Genomic DNA, 16,986 nt, shown 5'->3' on the forward strand with positions numbered 1-16,986 from the left:
CGCCCGCGCCGCTATCGCCGACGGGCACGGTTTAGGATTCTGCCGCCCATGGATACGATTCTCTCCCTTGAAGGGGTCGGAAAGATCTTTCCCGGCGCTGTCGCGCTGAGCGAGGTGTCGCTGTCGATCGCGCGCGGCGAGACCCACATCATCCTAGGCGAGAACGGCGCCGGCAAGTCGACGCTGATCAAGCTCTTGGCCGGCATCTACCAGCCGGATTCGGGCAGGATTGCCTTCAACGGCCAGCCCTACCAGCCGAAGACGCCGCATGATGCGCAGCAGAGCGGCATCCGCATCGTGCATCAGGAGCTCAATCTTCTGCCCTATCTCAGCATCGCCGAGAATCTGATGCTGGAAAGCCTGCCGCGCCGCGCCTTCGGCATCGTCGACCGCAAGGCGCTCAACAGCCGCGCCGTGGCGCTGCTCAAGGAAGTCGGCCTCGACATCGATCCGCGCACCAGGGTCGAGGCGCTGGGCGTGGCGCAGATGCAGCTGGTCGAGATCGCCAAGGCGCTGAGCTACGACTCGAAGCTGCTGGTGCTGGACGAGCCGACGGCGACGCTGACGCCGCCTGAGATCGAGCGGCTGTTTTCCATCATCAAGCGGCTGAAGGCCAAGGGCGTCACCATCATCTACATCTCGCACCGGCTGCATGAGGTGTTCGAGATCGGCGACCGGGTGACGGTGCTGCGCAACGGCAGGCTGGTCGCGACGCGCGACCTTCACGGTCTTTCCGTGCCGGATATCGTGCGCATGATGATCGGCCGCGACATCGCCGACGAATTCGGTTTCGATGCCAGGGTCGTGCCCGGCAAAGTCGCGCTCAGCGTCGCCAATCTGAAGCGCGATGCTTCCACCCCGGAGATCTCGTTCGCCGTGCGCCATGGCGAGATCCTCGGCGTCGCCGGCCTTGTCGGCAGCGGCCGCACGGAAGCCATGCGCGCGCTCTTCGGCGCCGACCCGAAGCTCGACGGAGTCGTCGAGATCGACGGCAAGCCGGTGGCGATCACAGCGCCCAAGGACGCCGTGCGGCATGGCCTGAGCCTGCTCACCGAGGACCGCAAAGGTCAGGGCCTGCTGCTCGACATGGCCGTCGACAAGAACATCACCATTACCGATCTCAGCAAGGTTTCGCGCAACGGGCTGCTCAACCGAAGGACGGAGGCTGCGGCCGCCAACGATCTCGTCGGCCAGCTGCGCGTCAAGGCGAGCTCGATCGAGCAGGCGGTGCGCAACCTCTCCGGCGGCAACCAGCAGAAGGTGGTGCTGGCGAAATGGCTGTTCCGCGGCACCTCGACGCTGATCCTCGACGAGCCGACGCGCGGCGTCGACATCGGCGCGCGGCGCGAGATCTATCAGCTGCTGTGGCTGCTGGCGGCGCAGCAGAAGGGCATCATCATGGTGTCGTCCGACCTGCCTGAATTGATGGGCATGTGCCACCGCATCATCGTCTTTTCGAAAAACAAGATCGTCGGCGAAGTGCCGCGATCCGAATTCGACCAGGAGCGCATCCTGTCGCTCGCCTATCAGGAGTATGTGCGACCATGAGCGAGACGACCGAAGCAGCCGTTGCGGCGCCTGTTTCTCCGGGCCGGGCAAAATTCCTGCGCTTCCTGGTGCGCGATGCCGGCGTGCTCTTGGCGCTGGTGCTGATCACGCTGTTCTTCTCGGCCACCGCGCCCTATTTCGCCACCTCGGGCAACGCGCTGAAGATCTTCGTGCAGATCGCCATCAACACGGTGCTGGCGGCCGGCATGACCTTCGTCATCCTCACCGGCGGCATCGACCTTTCGGTCGGCTCGGTGCTGGCGCTGTGCACCGTGGTCGGCGCCACCGTGATGATCAACGAGAGCCTGTCGCCGGCCGTGGCGATCACGCTGGCGCTGCTGGCGTGCATGGCGACGGGTGCGGTCTGCGGCTTCCTCAATGGCTGGATCTCGACGCGCTGGAAGATCCCTTCCTTCATCGTCACGCTGGGGATGCTCAATATGGCTGCCGGTGCGGCCCGTGTCGTCAGCGACAACTCCACCATCACCGGCCTGCCGCAGAGTTTCGTCGATTTCGGCAACCTCATCATTGGCGGCTTCCTGCCGTCGATCTTCCTGGTCGCCGTGCTGGTGATCGCGGCAGGCTGGTTCGTGCTTCGCTTCACCGTCTTCGGCCGCATGATCTTCGCCGTCGGCACCAATGATGAGGCGGTGCGGCTGTCGGGCCACAATCCTGATTTCTACAAGATCGCCGCCTTCACCATCAGCGGGCTCACCGCCGGCATCGCGGCCATGGTCTATCTGTTGCGCCTCAACATCGGCAGCCCGATCGCCGGCGTCGGCTACGAGCTCAACGCGATTGCCGCCGTCATCATCGGCGGCACCAGCCTCAGTGGCGGCAAAGGCTCGATCATCGGCACGCTGGTCGGCGCCTGCATCTTGCAGGTGCTCTCCACCGGATTGCAGCTGCTCGGCGTCGGCGACAATTTCAAACCGATCGTGATTGGCCTTGTCATCGTGCTCGCGGTCATCCTAGACGCGTACCGGGAGAGACTGTTGCGGAAAATCCGCTGAGGGGAACGGGCCATGACGACGATCGCCGATGTCGCACGCCATGCGGGGGTATCCGTCGCCACCGTCTCGCATGTGATGAACCATACGCGTCACGTCGAGCCGGAAACGGCCGAGCGCGTGCGCGCAGCGATCAGCGCACTGCGCTACAGCCCGAACTCTGTGGCGCGGAGTCTCAGGCGCGGCGAGACCAAGACCATCGGCCTGCTGCTCCCGGACAATTCCAATCCGTTCTTTGCCAGCGTCGCGCGGCAGATCGAGGATGCGGGCTTCGTCTCCGGCTACACCGTGATCCTGTGCAACTCCGACGGCAATGCCGAGAAGGAGGAGCGCTATCTTTCGGTGCTGATGGCCAAGCAGATCGACGGGCTGATCTTCGCCGGCTCGTCCGACCATGCGCGGGTCTTCGCGCGCCTCTTGCCCAGTGTGCCGGCAGTGCTGCTCGACCGCGAGATCCAGTCGGTCAATGTCGATTCGGTGCTGGTCGACCACGACCATGGCGGCTATCTCGCGGGGAAATACCTGGCCGGGCTCGGCCACAGGACGATCGGCGTCATCGGCGGTCCGCGCGATTCGAGCTCCAGCCCGGCCCGCCTGCGCGGTTTTGCCCGCGCGCTCGGCGAAGCAGGCGTGGAGCTGCCGGCCTCGTCGATCGTCGATTCCGATTATCATTTCGCCGGCGGCCGCCTGGCGATGGATCAGTTGATGGCGCAGGCCCCTGGCATCACCGCGGTATTCGCCTGCAACGACCTCATGGCCATAGGCGCGGTCACCGCGCTGCGCTCGCGCGGATTGCACGTTCCCGACGACATGTCGATGATCGGCTTCGACGACATTCCCTATGCCGTCACCACCTGGCCGCCGCTGACGACGATCGCGCAGCCGGTGGAAAAGATCGGCACGCTGGCGGTGAGCCTGCTCCTCGAGAGGCTGGCCGAGCCGGAAGCGCCTTCAAGGCGCGAGGTGCTGGCGCCGGTGCTGGTGGAGAGGGAAAGCTGCGCGGCGCGGCGGTAGTGCTGGCAATTGTTGTCGTCGGTGCTGCCCCTCATCTGCCTGCCGGCATCTTCTCCCCGTGAAACGGGGAGAAGGGAAAGACTTCACGCCGCCGGCTGTATGGCCGCCCTCTCCAGCATGCCGAACAGGTCGCGCGGCTCGTCGGGGTCGGCGAGCAGGTCGAGCTCCTCATAGAGGCCGGTGGCCTGAAGCTGGTCGCGGACGTAGCGCAGCGCGGAAAAATCTTCCGTGGCGAAGCCGACGGAATCGAATAGCGTTATCTGCTCCGCCGTCTTGCGGCCCTCGGCCTTTCCGGTCATCACCTGCCACAGCTCGGTCACCGGATGGTCGGCCTCGAGCTGCTGGATCTCGCCCTCGATGCGGGTCTGCGGCGGAAACTCGACGAAGATGTCGGAGCGCAGAAGGATGTCGCGGTGCAGCTCGGTCTTGCCGGGACAGTCGCCGCCGACCGCATTGATGTGGACGCCGGCGCCGACCATGTTGTCGGTGAGGATGGTGGCGTACTGCTTGTCGGCCGTCACTGTGGTGATGATGTCGACGCCTTCCACCGCATCCTGCCCGGTCGAACAGATGGTGATATCAAAACCCTTGCCGGCGAGGTTGCGGGCGCATTTTTCGGAGGCCGAACGGTCGATGTCGTGGAGCCGCAGCCGGTCGATGCCGAGCAGCGCCTTAAAGGCGATGGCCTGGAACTCGGACTGGGCGCCGTTGCCGATGATGGCCATGGCTTGGCTGCCCTTGGGCGCCAGGTATTTTGCCGCCACCGCCGAGGTGGCCGCCGTGCGCAGCGCCGTCAGGATGGTCATTTCGGTGAGCAGCATCGGATAGCCGGAGCCGACATCGGCGAGCACGCCGAAGGCGGTGACGGTCTGGCGTCCCTCGCGCATGTTCTTCGGATGGCCGTTGACATATTTGAAGCCGTACATCTTGCCGTCGCTGGTCGGCATCAGCTCGATGACGCCGTCATGGCTGTGCGAGGCGATGCGCGGCGTCTTGTCGAACAGCTCCCAACGGCGGAAATCCTCCTCGATATAGGCGGCGAGCTCGGTGAGGAAGCGCTCGACGCCGATGGCGAGCACAAGCTTCATCATGCGGTCGACGCTGACGAAGGGAACGATGGCAAGGCGCGAAGGCTGGGTCATGATCAGAGGCTTCCGGAGTGGCTGCGGGTCGGGCGGTCCATGATGCGGCGGCCCATCAGGCTGGCGGTGAGGTCGACCATCAGCGTCGCGGTGCGGCCGCGCTCGTCGAGGAAGGGGTTCAATTCGACAAGGTCGAGGCTCGAGACCAGGACTGAGTCGGACAGCATCTCCATCACCAGATGCGCCTCGCGGAAAGTGGCGCCGCCGGGCACGGTGGTGCCGACGGCCGGCGCGATCGAAGGATCGAGAAAATCGACGTCGAGGCTGACATGCAGGAGGCCGTTCTCCTTCTCGACGCGGGCCAGGAAGGCGCGCAGCAAAGGCGCGATGCCGTGCTCGTCGATGGCGCGCATGTCGTGGACGGTGACGCCGGCTTCAGTGAGCGCGCGGCGCTCGGCCGGATCGACGCTGCGCAGGCCGATGGCGCAGATTCGGGCCGGGTCGACCGCTTGCGGCAGATCCGGGAAATAGCCCTGAAAACCCGCCTGCCCGCTGGCATAGGCGAGCGGCACGCCGTGCAGATTGCCGCTGGTGGTGGTGTCGAGCGTGTGGAAATCGGGATGCGCGTCGAGCCACAGCACGAAAAGCGACCGGCCGCGCTCCGCGGCGCGGCGCGCCACGCCCGACACCGTGCCGGCCGAGATCGAATGGTCGCCGCCGAGGAAGATCGGCATGGCGTCCCTGGAAGCCGCGTAGGCGGTCTCGGCGATCGCCGCCGTCCAGGCGGAGATCTCCGGCAGCGCCTTCAGCGCCAGATTGCCGTGCACCACGGGCGGCGCCACGGCCTTCTCGACCGCGCCCCAGTCCTCGACCTCATGGCCGAGTTCGGCCAGCACCGAGACGAGGCCTGCCGTGCGCAGCGCGCTCGGCCCCATCTCGCATCCCATCCTGCCCGCGCCGTCCTGCACCGGCGCGCCGACGATCCTGCAGCGCATTTTTTCTCACCTTTGATTGATCGGAGGAGTGAACCATCAGCCGCTGGCGGTTTGAACAGCGAAAATTGGCATTTCGAAAAGACTGATCTATCATATTGCTCAGCAGATTTGATCGAAATGGAAAGCCATGGACGCGCTCGACGAGAAATTGGTGACGCTGCTCAGGCACGATGCGCGGCGCAGCGTCTCCGACCTTGCCGTCGATCTCGGCGTCTCGCGCGCCACGGTCCGGGCGCGCATGGAGCGGCTGGAAAAATCCGGTGAGATCATCGGCTACACGGTGGTGCTGCGCGCCGACGCGGTCGATCAGAGGATACGCGGCGTCATGATGATCGAGATCGAGGGCCACGCCGCCGACCGCGTCGTCAAGGCGCTGGGCGGCCTCGCCGAGGTCTCGACCATCCACACCACCAACGGCCGCTGGGACCTGGTGGTCGAGCTCGGCACCGCCACGCTGACGGATTTCGACGCGGTGCTGCGCCGAATCCGGCTGATCCCCGGCATAACGGGCAGCGAGACCAGCCTGTTGCTGGCGACACCGCGGACGACGCGGGCGCGGCTGGCGTAGTTGCACGGTCGGTCACGGCGGCGGTGAAGCGTGAAGCGGTTCGGCGATTTTGCGAAACGCCGGGCCGCTTCACGTCCTTGTTGTCGTGCGACCCGGGCCGAAGACGACGGCGCCGGGCCGGATCGCGAGCCAGCCTTCCCCGAATTGCTCCAGGATTGCCGCACGTATCGCCCAAGCAGGTGATCAGCCGTTCGGATAGTAGCCGCCGTCGGAGCCGTCGCCCATATAGGTCCCCTGGCCGGTGGCATCCCGAAGCCGCTGATCCAGATCGTTGATCTGCCTGATCGCCGAACGGCCTCCGGTGGGCTTGATGGCATCGGCCTGCCGCATCAGGTCGCGGGCCTGGTCCTGTGTGATCTTGCCGGCCTGCCTGGCTGTGCGGATGCCTTGTTTCACGCCAAGCAGTTGCTCCGTCGCGGCTCTCGCTTCCGGGTCCGCCGGCACCGACGCCGTGGTCATGATGTCGACCGCCGCTCTATGGTGGCGATGCACGGCATAGGCGCTCGAAAGCGGTATGGCCGCTAAGATCGAGGCGGCCGCGATGATTTTAGGGGTGAAAGAACGCAGGATGACATCTCTTCGGGATGGAGAAAGCGGCAAAGCCGCTTTTTCCGAAACGGGCCGTCCGGTCGCATCGTGTCGCGGTGCAGGCCATCCACCGCCGGCGGTCCTCGGCCCAGGGAGGAGATATAGAAACCGCCGCGGCATTGAAATGGAGTGGCACGCAAACGTTATCCGATGTGATCTGCGGTTGAATCGCCGATGCGCCGCGGCGAGGCGGTCGCCGAAGGCCGGACGTCTTCAGGCGACGCCGGCGAATGGGACCGGCGAATAGCCAGCCAGCCCGCCAATTGCGGCATTGACCCGATCGGCCAGATGCTCGGCTTCGCTGCGCGTCAGCCCGATCAACGGCCGGCCGTCCATCTCCTCACCGGAGATTAGGCGCACTCTGGAGTTCTTCGGGCTTGGGCGTGCTTGCAAACCTTAAACGCGAAAAAGCCGCGGAGACCGCGGCTTTTCGTTTGCTTGATCCTCGGTGAGGAAACTGGAGCGGGTGAGGCGATTCGAACGCCCGACCCCAACCTTGGCAAGGTTGTGCTCTACCCCTGAGCTACACCCGCTCGTGCGGCCTCGGGCCGCAAGCCGCGCCTATATGGCCGAAGAGCGCGGCGATTGCAACAGGGAAATGACGGTCTTTTTGGAGCGAATTTCTTCCCGCGGCGACGTTCGCGTCGAAGCATCGAAGCGGCGCGGAACCGGACCGATCGCAAATCAGCAGGCAAAGCCGTCGCCGGCTTTTCCTGGAATTGTTCCGGCGGCCTTGCCCCGATGGCACCGTTGGCCGTAAACGGCATGAGCCCTGTTCGACCGTGCGAGGACCGATGCCGAAGACCGAAGCCGAGCTCAATGAATTTCTTGCCGATCTCGGCATTTCCGTCTCGACGGTCAGGCACCCGCCGCTGTTCACGGTCGCCGATTCGCAAGGCCTGCGCGGCGAGATTCCCGGCGGCCACACCAAGAACCTGTTCCTCAAGGACAAGAAGGACAATTATTTCCTCGTCACCGTCGGCGAGGACGCCGTGGTCGACCTGAAGCAGATCCACCACCTGATCGGCGCCGCCAGCCGGGTGTCATTCGGCAAGCCGGAGATGCTGATGGAGCTGCTCGGCGTCATCCCCGGCGCGGTAACCGTCTTCGGCCTGATCAACGACACGGAAGGGAAGGTCAAGGTGGTGCTCGACCAGGCCTTGATGAGCCATGACGTCATCAACGGCCATCCGCTGACCAATGAGGCGACGACCTCGATCGCCGCCGCCGACCTGATCAGATTCGTCGAGGCAACCGGCCACGATCCTGTTATCCTGAAAGTCTCATAATCTTGAAAGTCGGGGCTTGATCGCCACATGGAAGGCGGTTCCAAAATCCGACAATGATGCGCCGGGCGCCGACGCCTGGAGCGCGACCGAAAGGGCGACACGATGAGCGACAACAATCCGTATAGCGGCGCGTTTGGCGGCAATGGCGGCCAGTACGCCCAGACGGTGCAATATGGCGGCGGCGACCGCCCCAAGGTTTCGCTGGGCGACGCGCCGGCGGCGGCCGACCTGATCAAGGAGACGACAACAGCCGCCTTCGCCGCCGACGTCATCCAGGAATCGCGCCGCCAGCCGGTGCTGGTCGACTTCTGGGCGCCATGGTGCGGGCCCTGCAAGCAGCTGACGCCGCAGCTCGAAAAGGCGGTGCAGGCCGCCGGCGGCAAGGTCAAGCTGGTCAAGATGAACATCGACGAACATCCCTCGATCGCCGGCCAGCTCGGCATTCAGTCGATCCCCGCGGTCATCGCCTTCAAGGACGGCCAGCCTGTCGACGGCTTCATGGGCGCTATCCCCGAAAGCCAGATAGCCCAGTTCATCCAGAAGGTCGGCGGCAAGGGCGGCGGCGCGCCGCAGATCGCGGACGCGCTTGCGGCGGCCGCCGAGGCGCGCACGGCCGGCGACGCGCAGACCGCGGCCGACATTTACGATGCGATCCTCGAGCAGGCGCCCGAGACGCTCGAGGCGATCGCCGGCTTGGGCGAGATCCTGTTTGACGCTGGCGATGCGGAAGGCGCCAAGGCCGTGCTCGCCCGGGCGCCCGAGGATAAGAAGGACGCGCCCGCACTGGCGGCGCTGCGCGCCAAGATGACGCTGGCGGCGGAAGCGGCGGCGCTCGGCGATCCGGCCGAGCTCGAGCGCCGGCTGGCCGCCAACCCCGCCGACCATCAGGCGCGCTTCGACCTGGCGATGATCCAGAACGCGCGTGGCGAGCGGAATGCCGCCGCCGACAATCTGCTGGCGATCGTCAAGGCCGACCGGAGCTGGAATGACGATGGCGCCAGGGCGCAGCTGTTGAAGTTCTTCGAGGCGTGGGGAATGACCGACGAGGCGACGCTCGCGGCACGCCGCAAGCTCTCGTCGCTGCTGTTCTCGTAGCGCGGCTCGGCGTTTCACGGACTCGCCTGACCGCTGCAATGTTGTTCTGACGCAATTCCGGACGGAAAACCGTTTCACACTTTTCCTGGAATTGCTCTAGGCTTGTTCTTTGCGCAATTCTGGGCGGAAACTGCTGGTTTTTCGGAATTGCCCCGAATTTTTGCCGGCTGTCGCGGCCGGCAGGCTTGAGCGGCGGAGCGCCAGCGCCAGATAAGGGCAGGCTGGCGGTTTGCCGCCAAACGAAGACGAGTTGCCGGGCGAGAGGAGATTGCAGGTGATGCGCTTGCCGGCGTTGCTTTGGGAGGGTTGCGGTGCGCGTCGGTAACGCACTCTACCGGCTTGCCAAGGATCTGCCATCGGCAATCCCGGTGTTCCCGCTCGCCGGAGCGCTGCTTCTGCCCGGCGGCCGCATGCCGCTCAACGTCTTCGAGCCGCGCTATCTGCAGATGATCGACCAGGCGATGGCCGGCTCCCGGCTGATCGGCATGATCCAGCCGAGCCTCGACGGCGCTTTGCGCGACGACGGCGAACCGGAGCTGTGCAGCGTCGGTTGCGCGGGACGCATCATCTCGCTCGCCGAGACGGGCGACGGCCGCTATCTGATCTCGCTGCAGGGCGTGTGCCGGTTCCGCATCGTGCAGGAGCTCGCAGCAAAGGCGCCGTTCCGGCAGTGCAAGATGATGCCGTTTCTCGCCGACCTCGAGGAGGATGCGGCCGGCGCCGAGGTCGACCGGCCGGCGCTGCTCAAGGCGTTTCGCGCCTATCTGCAGGCCAACGATCTCGAGGCCGATTGGGAGAGCGTCAGCCGCGCCGAAAACGGCATGCTGGTCAACGCGCTCTCGATGATGGCGCCCTATGGACCGGCCGAAAAGCAGGCGCTCTTGGAAGCGCCGGACCTGAAGACGCGCGCCGAGACGCTGATCGCCATCACCGAAATGACACTGGCGCGCGAGGATGACGAGTTTGGGCCAAGCCTGCAATAGTTTGCCGACACGGGGTGAGTTCTATGACGGACGGACGTGACGGACGAAAAGCCGAGGTTGACCCGAAACTTCTTGAATTGCTGGCTTGCCCGCTTACCAAGGGGCCGCTGACCTGGGACCCCGAGCGCAGCGAGCTGGTCTCGCGCGTGGCGAAGCTCGCCTATCCGGTGCGCGACGGCATCCCGATCATGCTGCCCTCGGAGGCGCGCACGATCTCGGCCGAGGACATGCTGACGCCGCCGCCGCCGCGGCTCGGCGGGCCGTCGTGAGTGGGCTTACGCCAACGGCGATCACGCGACTTTCGAGATTGGCAGCAAGGCGTCGGCGACTGCATAACGCCGCTGCAGCGGGGAAATCCGAAATGCTGTCCCGCCGACATCAAAGTTGTGCATCGGGACGGCACACGCAGTCGGGCGTATGCTTCCCAGTGTCATCCTACTGAAAATTCCGCCCTTTCGGCATGACCTGTTGCGCGGCGCTCGATAGCGTCGCGACGTCCTGATGGACCGGCTGGCCACGGCTTGCGGCGGATCCAATCGGCCGTTCGGCGGGATTATGCTCGATGACCGGTCGATTGGCGGATTCCAGCAGCACGCTCAGCCAGGACGTCAAATCCTCGACCCTGTCGGCGACGATGTGGATGACGTCCGATTCGTGCTGCAGCTTGCCGGTGACGCGGATGAAGCGGGCGCCCATGACGATGGAGCGGAAACGGTCGAAGACGCGCGGCCAGATGATCACATTGGCGATCGACTTCTCATCCTCCAGCGTGAGGAAGATGGCATTGCCCTTGCCGGGACGCTGGCGCACCAGAACGAGGCCGGCGACGGAGACGCGGCGGCCATCGCGCACCGACGGCAGGCGGGCATTGGGGGTGACGCCGGCGCGATCCAGCCTTTCGCGCAGGAAGGTGACGGGATGCTCCTTCAGCGACAGGCCGAGCGAGCGGTAGTCGTGGACGACATGCTCACCGAGCGGCATTTTCGGCAGTTTCGTTTCCGGCTCCAGCTCGCGCAAGCGAAGCGAGGGCTGGTCGAACAGCGGCAGTTTTTCGGCGGCGCTTTTGCCGTCGAGCGCCCGCACCTCCCAGAGCGCGGCACGGCGGTCGAGACCGATCGAGCGGAAGGCGTCCGCCTCGGCCAGTCTTTCGATCTCGCCGACATCGAGACCCGAGCGCAGCCAGACGTCCCTGACCGAACGATAGCCGTCGCCGCGCTGCGCGACGACTGTATCCATGCGCTCTTCGGACAGGCCCTTGATCTGGCGGAAGCCAAGCCGCACGGCATGCGCCGTTTCGATGACGCCGCGCATCGAGGCGTGACGCTCGAGGATGCGTGACGGATCGAAGGCGGTGGCCTCCAGCGTGCAGTCCCAGACGGAATGGTTGATGTCGACCTCGCGTATCTCGACGCCATGATCGCGCGCGTCGCGCACGAGCTGGGCCGGCTGGTAGAAACCCATCGGCTGGGAATTCAAGATCGCGGCGCAGAACACATCCGGATAAAAGGTCTTGAACCAGCAGGAGGCATAGACCAACAGCGCGAAGGATGCGGCGTGGCTCTCGGGAAAGCCATATTCGCCAAAGCCCTCGATCTGCTTGAAGCAGCGCTCGGCGAACTCCCTGGGATAGCCTTTCTCGACCATCCCTTCGACCATCCGCGTCTCATAGTTGCCGATCGTGCCGGTGCGCTTGAAGGTCGCCATGGCGCGGCGCAGTTCGTCGGCTTCGCCCGGCCGGAAGCCCCCGGCGACAATGGCGATCTTCATCGCCTGCTCTTGGAACAAAGGCACGCCGAGCGTCTTGCCAAGGATCTCTTCCAGCTCAGGCTTGGGGTATTCGGCCTTCTCCTTGCCCTGTCGTCTACGCAGATAGGGATGCACCATGTCGCCCTGGATCGGACCGGGCCGCACGATCGCCACCTCGATGACGAGATCATAGAATTCGCGGGGCTTAAGCCGCGGCAGCATCGACATCTGAGCGCGGGATTCAATCTGGAAGACGCCCAGCGTATCCGCCCGGCAGATCATGTCGTAGACGCGAGGGTGTTCCGGTGGCAGCGAGTTCAGGCTATAGGGCCGGCCGTAATCGTCCCGCGCCTGCGGATAATGATGCGTAAGCAAGGTTAGAGCGCGCTTCAGGCAAGTCAGCATGCCGAGCGCCAGCACGTCCACTTTAAGGATCTTCACCGCGTCGAGATCGTCCTTGTCCCATTCGACCATCTTGCGCTCCTCCATCGCCGTCTTGACGATGGGCACGACCTCGTCGAGCCGGTCGCGGGTGATGACGAAGCCGCCGACATGCTGGGAAAGATGGCGGGGAAAGCCCATGATCTCGTTGGCGCGCTCCAGCACCTGCCTGGACAGCGGATCGGTGCGGTCGAGGCCGCCGGCATTGGCTTCCCTTTCGCCAAGCTCGGAGGTCGACCAACCCCAGATGGTGCTCGACAGCGCGCTCCTGACGTCTTCCGACAGGCCCATGGCCTTGGCCACTTCGCGCAGGGCGGAGCGGCCGCGATAGCTGATGACGGCGGCAGCCAAGGCGGTGCGCTTGGCGCTGTATTTCGTATATATGTACTGAATGACCTCTTCGCGCCGTTCATGCTCGAAATCGACGTCGATGTCGGGCGGCTCGTTGCGCTCCTCGGAGATGAAGCGCTCGAACAGCGCATCGATCCGGTCGGGGCCGACTTCGGTGATGCCGATGCAGAAGCAGATGACCGAATTGGCGGCAGAGCCGCGCCCCTGGCAGAGGATGTCCTTGCTGCGGGCGAATTTCACGATGTCGTAGACGGTCAGGAAATAGCGCGCATAGTTCAGGCGCTCGATCAGGGCGAGTTCTTCTTCGATGCGTTGCGTGACATGCGAAGGCACGCCGGCCGGGTAGCGCCTTACCGCCCCTTCATAGGCCAAACGCGCGAGCTCGGCCTGCGGTCCAAGCCCGGATTCGGTCGGCTCGTCCGGATAATTGTATTCGAGGTCGCTGAGCGAGAAGGTGAGCTCCTCGGCGAAGCGCAGCGTCTCCGCCAGCGCCTGCGGGTGTCGGCGGAAAAGACGTGCCATCTCCAGCGGCGGTTTCAGATGACGCTCGGCATTGGCGGTCAGCTCCAGCCCGACCTCGGAAACCGGCGTGTTGAGGCGGATCGCGGTGAGCACGTCCTGCAGCGGACGGCGATCGGCGGCATGGTAGAGCACGTCATTGGTCGCCATCAGCGGAACGCGCGCATGCTCGGCCATCGCCGCGGCCTGCTCGATGCGGAAACGGTCGTTGCCGCCATAGTCCGGCGCCACGGCAAGACGGAGCGCGGCGCCGAAGCGATCCTTAAGCCGGCTAATGAATGCCAGATTATCTTCCGCGTGGCCAGACAGATCGGGCAGGATCGCCAGCGACATCCGATCGCCCCATTCGAGCAGGTCGTCAAGCTCAAGCAGCGTCGCGCCCTTCTCGTTCTCGTCGCGCAGATTGGCCTGGGTCAGCATGCGGCAGAGATGCCCCCAGCCCTGACGGTCGCGGGGATAGGCGAGGATGTCCGGCGTGCCGTCGCCGAACACCAGGCGGCAGCCGGGATGATAGGCCATCTTCTCCACCTTGGCCTGCTGCCAGGCGCGCACGACGCCGGCGACCGTGTTCCTGTCGGCAAGCCCGATCGAGGCAAAGCCGTAGAATTTCGCCGTGACCACCAGCTCCTCGGGCTTGGAGGCGCCGCGCAGGAAGGAGAAGTTCGACTGGATGCCGAATTCGGCATAGGGGATGACGGTCAGCGCGTTCATGCGAACACTCCATGCATGAACCAGCGCGGCGGCGCGGCCTGCGGCGCGCTGTTGTAGAGGCCCTGGCGGTAGAGCCAGTAGCGGCGTCCCTCGCTGTCCTCGATGCGGTAATAGTCGCGGGTCGGCGCCTCCTCCTCGCCGGGCAGCTGCCGCCACCATTCGGCGGCGATGCGTTCCGGCCCCTCGGCGCGGGCGACACGGTAGAGCGCGCGCCGCCAGCGGAAATTCATCGGCGGGCCTTCGGGGATCTCGGTCGCCGGCACCTCGATCGGCTCGGGCGAGCGGAACAGGCGCACCGGCCGCTCCGGCGGGTAGACGGTCATCGGTGGTGCTGTTCGGGGCGGCGCCGCCCGGCCGGCCGCCGGGGCGCGCCTTTGCGGCGCTTCGGCGAAAGGCACAGCTTTGACGGCCCGTTCCGGCAGATGGCTTTCGACGACCACCGGCTTCAGCACAGCGGCCTCGCCGAGACGGGCGCGGACGCGGTCGGCAAAAAGCGCGATGTCGGCGTCATCATCGGCCGTATCGCCGGTGAGGTCGCCCTGAACCAAGTCGAAGGCGGCGACCGACAGCGCGGACAGCCGCACGAGGTCGAAGCCGAAGCCGGTGTCGATGCTCTGCTCCAGCGCGGTGAGCCGCTCATGGAAAAGTCTTTGGATCAGCCGCGGCTCGCGCATCGGGCGCGAGGTGCCGACGGCGATGCGGCTGACGGCGCCGTCGACGCGGAAGAGAAGCAGCGCCAGCGTCCTTGCGCCCTCGCCACGGCGTTCGAGGTCGGTCTTCAAGGCGATCGCCAGTCGGCTCACCAGCCGCTCGATGTCGTCGGTGAGCATGACCGGCTCGGCAAGATGGCGCTCGACCGAGAGCGGCGCGACGGGAAGGCGCGGCGACACCGCCTCGTCGAGGCGGCCGAGCGCCTGGTCGAGGCGCAGAAGCAAGGTGGCGCCGAAACGGCGGGCAAGCGGCGCGCGCGGTGCTGCCATCACCGCGCTGGCGGTGCGCAGGCCCACGCTTTCGAGGCCGGCGCGGGTCTCCGGCGCGATGCGCAGCGCCGACAAGGGCAGCGGCGAAAGCAGCGCTTCTTCCTCGCCGCCGGCCACGATGCGGTCGCCATGGAAGCGCGCCGCCGCCCAGGCGGCGCCCGGCGTCGAGGCCAGCCCGGCGCGGACATCGAAGCCCTGCTGAAAGAAGCGGGTGAGGATCTCGTCCTGCATGGCGCGCTCGCCGCCGAACAGATGCGTGCAGCCGGTGACGTCGAGGAACAGCCCGTCCTCGCCGTCGATCGCCACCAAAGGCGTGTAGCGGTCGCACCAATCGGCAAGGCCTTCGAGCAGGCGGCGGTCGGCTTCCGCATCGGCCTCCACCACATCGATCGAAGGGTGCATGGCGCGGGCATCGGCAATGCCCATGCCGCGCTTCAGCTTCAGCGCCTCAGCCCGCTCGTCGAGGGCTGCGATGCGCTGGGTGTTGTTGTCGCGATGGCTGATCACCAGAGGCAGGTGATGCGAGGACCGGGAACGCCAGGACCGCCCCAGACGCTGGCGCAGGATCCGCTCCGCGGCCAGATGCGGGAACCACAGCGACAGAATTCTCTGTTCTTTCTGCAAAAGCGTGCTCATCGGGGTTCCACTCCAGTGTGAATTGTCCGGGCAGGGCCGTGCGGCTCTTGCCGATATCGATTTTGAAAGCGGGGCGGCCGATCGAGCCGGCGAGCGGCCCGGCGACCGTCTCGCGGCTTGCCGAAGGTGCTGCCGAAACGATGAGGCGCACCGGGGCGGCGGTGGGATCGGTCTCGCCGGCCTGGCGCAGCAAAAGCAGCGGACGGCCGGCATTCCGGGCGCGGGCGTGGAGCCGGCGCGTGGCGGTGAGGTCGAGAAGCCGCGGACTGCCGCGGATTTCGAGGATGACCGCGGCGAAGGCGGTCATGCGGGCCGCCTCCTCGGCGATCCAGAGCGCGTCGAGCAGTTTCGGCGCCTCGGAAAACAGCAATTGCTCCGGCTCGATGCCGAACAGGGCGTGAAGGCCCCTGGCATAGGGCAGGCCGGCCTCGTGAAAGATTTCCGCCGTGCCGACCCAGAGAATCGGCAAGCCCTGCTTCTCCTTGAGGACCAGGCTTATGAGCGAGAGCGCGAAACCGGCGACGGCACCGGCATCGCGGGTCTCCAGGCCATGGATTTCGCTGAGCGCCGCCTTGGGCAGGCCGCCGCCAAGGGCGGTGTCGAGACGATCGATGCCGGTATGCAGGAAGGCATCCGCCGAAGCCACGGCAAGACCGCGCCGGACAATCGTCATATCCGACTTGGCGATATCGTCGGGCGCGCTTCCCGCAGGCGCCTGCAGGCGCTCGGGCAGCGTTCCCTCGATCTTCGCGATCTGGCGGCGCAGGGCAAAAACAGTTTCCCGCGCCACGGCGCTTATCGCCATGACGTTCACTTCCGGCAGCAGTTGTTCCTGTTATGTTCTTATAGATTCCAGAGGCGACCGGAAGAGTCAAGCAGACTCGCAAGGAATTTATTCCTTCGCCTTTTACCCTGAAAGCGAACGGCCAGCCGGCCCATTTGCCTCTATCGGCGCGAAAGCCTATATGCCGGGATCAAAGGACAGTTCATGGCCCGCATCTACAAGACACGCAGCTGGCACGACCAGCTTTCTCCGTCGATGGACGAGATGGAGTTTCTGGCGCTGGAGACCTACGCCCATCTGCCGGACGAGTTCCGCAAGCTCACCGGCGAGATCATCATCCAGATCGCCGAGTTCCCGACCGACGAGATCATGGACGACCTGTCGCTGGAGACGCCCTTCGATCTGCTCGGCCTGTTCGAGGGACGCGGCATCGCCGAGCGCTGGAACCCACAGACCGGCGAGGGCCCGAATCGCGTCACGCTCTACCGCCGCGCCATCCTCGACTACTGGGCCGAGAACGAGGAGACGCTGGGCGACATCGTCACCCATGTGCTGATCCACGAGATCGGCCACCATTTCGGCCTGTCGGACGACGACATGGAGCGGATCGAGGAGGCGGCCGAGCAGGCGGCGCCGGGCTGAGTGC

Annotated in this window: 16 protein-coding genes and 1 tRNA gene; 9 read left to right on the forward strand and 8 right to left on the reverse strand. The window is 65.6% G+C overall.

The window, feature by feature from the left end; translation table 11 throughout:
- The first annotated feature begins 48 nt into the window (after positions 1–48).
- Genes O7A05_RS29655 through O7A05_RS29665 form a run of 3 tightly spaced genes read left to right on the forward strand, consistent with a single transcriptional unit; the run spans position 49 to position 3,572 of the window.
- Positions 49–1,548, forward strand: a complete 1,500-nt coding sequence (locus O7A05_RS29655; RefSeq protein WP_337096721.1) for a sugar ABC transporter ATP-binding protein — start codon at positions 49–51, stop codon at positions 1,546–1,548.
- The gene (locus tag O7A05_RS29660; protein WP_337096722.1) at positions 1,545–2,561 is read left to right on the forward strand and encodes an ABC transporter permease; all 1,017 of its coding nucleotides are present in this window, start codon (positions 1,545–1,547) and stop codon (positions 2,559–2,561) included. Before O7A05_RS29655 ends, O7A05_RS29660 begins: the two co-directional genes overlap by 4 nt.
- Before the next feature lie 12 nt (positions 2,562–2,573).
- Positions 2,574–3,572, forward strand: coding sequence for a LacI family DNA-binding transcriptional regulator (locus O7A05_RS29665; protein ID WP_337096723.1), 999 nt, complete (start codon positions 2,574–2,576; stop codon positions 3,570–3,572).
- Between the two features lie 83 nt (positions 3,573–3,655).
- Here the strand turns inward: O7A05_RS29665 and O7A05_RS29670 are convergent, their stop codons facing one another.
- Both O7A05_RS29670 and rocF read right to left on the reverse strand, forming a co-directional pair.
- Positions 3,656–4,714 (reverse strand): ornithine cyclodeaminase, encoded by a 1,059-nt coding sequence (locus tag O7A05_RS29670; RefSeq protein ID WP_337096724.1) that lies wholly within the window; start codon positions 4,712–4,714, stop codon positions 3,656–3,658.
- 2 nt (positions 4,715–4,716) lie between these two features.
- Complete coding sequence (rocF, locus tag O7A05_RS29675) at positions 4,717–5,649, reverse strand: arginase (protein WP_337096726.1); 933 nt, start codon at positions 5,647–5,649, stop codon at positions 4,717–4,719.
- A gap of 127 nt (positions 5,650–5,776) precedes the next feature.
- Here rocF and O7A05_RS29680 point away from each other — a divergent pair, with 127 nt between their 5' ends.
- Positions 5,777–6,217, forward strand: a complete 441-nt coding sequence (locus O7A05_RS29680; protein ID WP_337096727.1) for an Lrp/AsnC family transcriptional regulator — start codon at positions 5,777–5,779, stop codon at positions 6,215–6,217.
- 183 nt (positions 6,218–6,400) lie between these two features.
- Here the strand turns inward: O7A05_RS29680 and O7A05_RS29685 are convergent, their stop codons facing one another.
- The 3 genes from O7A05_RS29685 to O7A05_RS29695 all read right to left on the reverse strand — a co-directional run bounded on the left by O7A05_RS29685 (position 6,401) and on the right by O7A05_RS29695 (position 7,338).
- Entirely contained in the window at positions 6,401–6,676 is a 276-nt protein-coding gene (locus tag O7A05_RS29685; RefSeq protein ID WP_337096728.1) for a hypothetical protein, read from the reverse strand.
- Between the two features lie 342 nt (positions 6,677–7,018).
- Positions 7,019–7,165 carry a hypothetical protein gene (locus O7A05_RS29690; protein ID WP_337096729.1) on the reverse strand — a complete coding sequence of 49 codons (147 nt, stop codon included), beginning with the start codon at positions 7,163–7,165 and terminating at the stop codon, positions 7,019–7,021.
- Positions 7,166–7,263: 98 nt separating this feature from the next.
- Positions 7,264–7,338: transfer RNA gene (locus tag O7A05_RS29695), tRNA-Gly, on the reverse strand.
- Positions 7,339–7,599: 261 nt separating this feature from the next.
- Between O7A05_RS29695 and O7A05_RS29700 the strand changes: the two genes are divergently transcribed.
- The 4 genes from O7A05_RS29700 (at position 7,600) to O7A05_RS29715 (ending at position 10,441) form a co-directional block, all read left to right on the forward strand.
- Entirely contained in the window at positions 7,600–8,094 is a 495-nt protein-coding gene (locus O7A05_RS29700) for a prolyl-tRNA synthetase associated domain-containing protein (RefSeq protein ID WP_337096731.1), read from the forward strand.
- 102 nt (positions 8,095–8,196) lie between these two features.
- Positions 8,197–9,189 carry a thioredoxin gene (gene trxA / locus O7A05_RS29705; RefSeq protein WP_337096732.1) on the forward strand — a complete coding sequence of 331 codons (993 nt, stop codon included), beginning with the start codon at positions 8,197–8,199 and terminating at the stop codon, positions 9,187–9,189.
- 311 nt (positions 9,190–9,500) lie between these two features.
- Positions 9,501–10,172, forward strand: coding sequence for an LON peptidase substrate-binding domain-containing protein (locus tag O7A05_RS29710; protein ID WP_337096733.1), 672 nt, complete (start codon positions 9,501–9,503; stop codon positions 10,170–10,172).
- Between the two features lie 23 nt (positions 10,173–10,195).
- Entirely contained in the window at positions 10,196–10,441 is a 246-nt protein-coding gene (locus O7A05_RS29715; RefSeq protein ID WP_337096735.1) for a Trm112 family protein, read from the forward strand.
- Between the two features lie 166 nt (positions 10,442–10,607).
- Here O7A05_RS29715 and O7A05_RS29720 read toward each other — a convergent pair whose 3' ends face one another.
- Genes O7A05_RS29720 through O7A05_RS29730 form a run of 3 tightly spaced genes read right to left on the reverse strand, consistent with a single transcriptional unit; the run spans position 10,608 to position 16,361 of the window.
- Positions 10,608–13,940 (reverse strand): error-prone DNA polymerase, encoded by a 3,333-nt coding sequence (locus O7A05_RS29720; RefSeq protein ID WP_337096736.1) that lies wholly within the window; start codon positions 13,938–13,940, stop codon positions 10,608–10,610.
- Positions 13,937–15,427, reverse strand: a complete 1,491-nt coding sequence (locus O7A05_RS29725; RefSeq protein ID WP_337096778.1) for a DUF6504 family protein — start codon at positions 15,425–15,427, stop codon at positions 13,937–13,939. The genes O7A05_RS29720 and O7A05_RS29725 overlap by 4 nt, the downstream gene beginning before the upstream one ends.
- Positions 15,369–16,361 carry an ImuA family protein gene (locus O7A05_RS29730; protein ID WP_337096738.1) on the reverse strand — a complete coding sequence of 331 codons (993 nt, stop codon included), beginning with the start codon at positions 16,359–16,361 and terminating at the stop codon, positions 15,369–15,371. Before O7A05_RS29730 ends, O7A05_RS29725 begins: the two co-directional genes overlap by 59 nt.
- 183 nt (positions 16,362–16,544) lie before the next feature.
- On the opposite strand from O7A05_RS29730, the gene O7A05_RS29735 reads away from it, so the two are divergent.
- Entirely contained in the window at positions 16,545–16,982 is a 438-nt protein-coding gene (locus O7A05_RS29735) for a metallopeptidase family protein (RefSeq protein ID WP_337096741.1), read from the forward strand.
- Positions 16,983–16,986 lie beyond the last annotated feature (4 nt).

This window comes from Mesorhizobium argentiipisi (SeqCode) (genome assembly GCF_037179585.1).
GTDB lineage: Bacteria > Pseudomonadota > Alphaproteobacteria > Rhizobiales > Rhizobiaceae > Mesorhizobium > Mesorhizobium argentiipisi.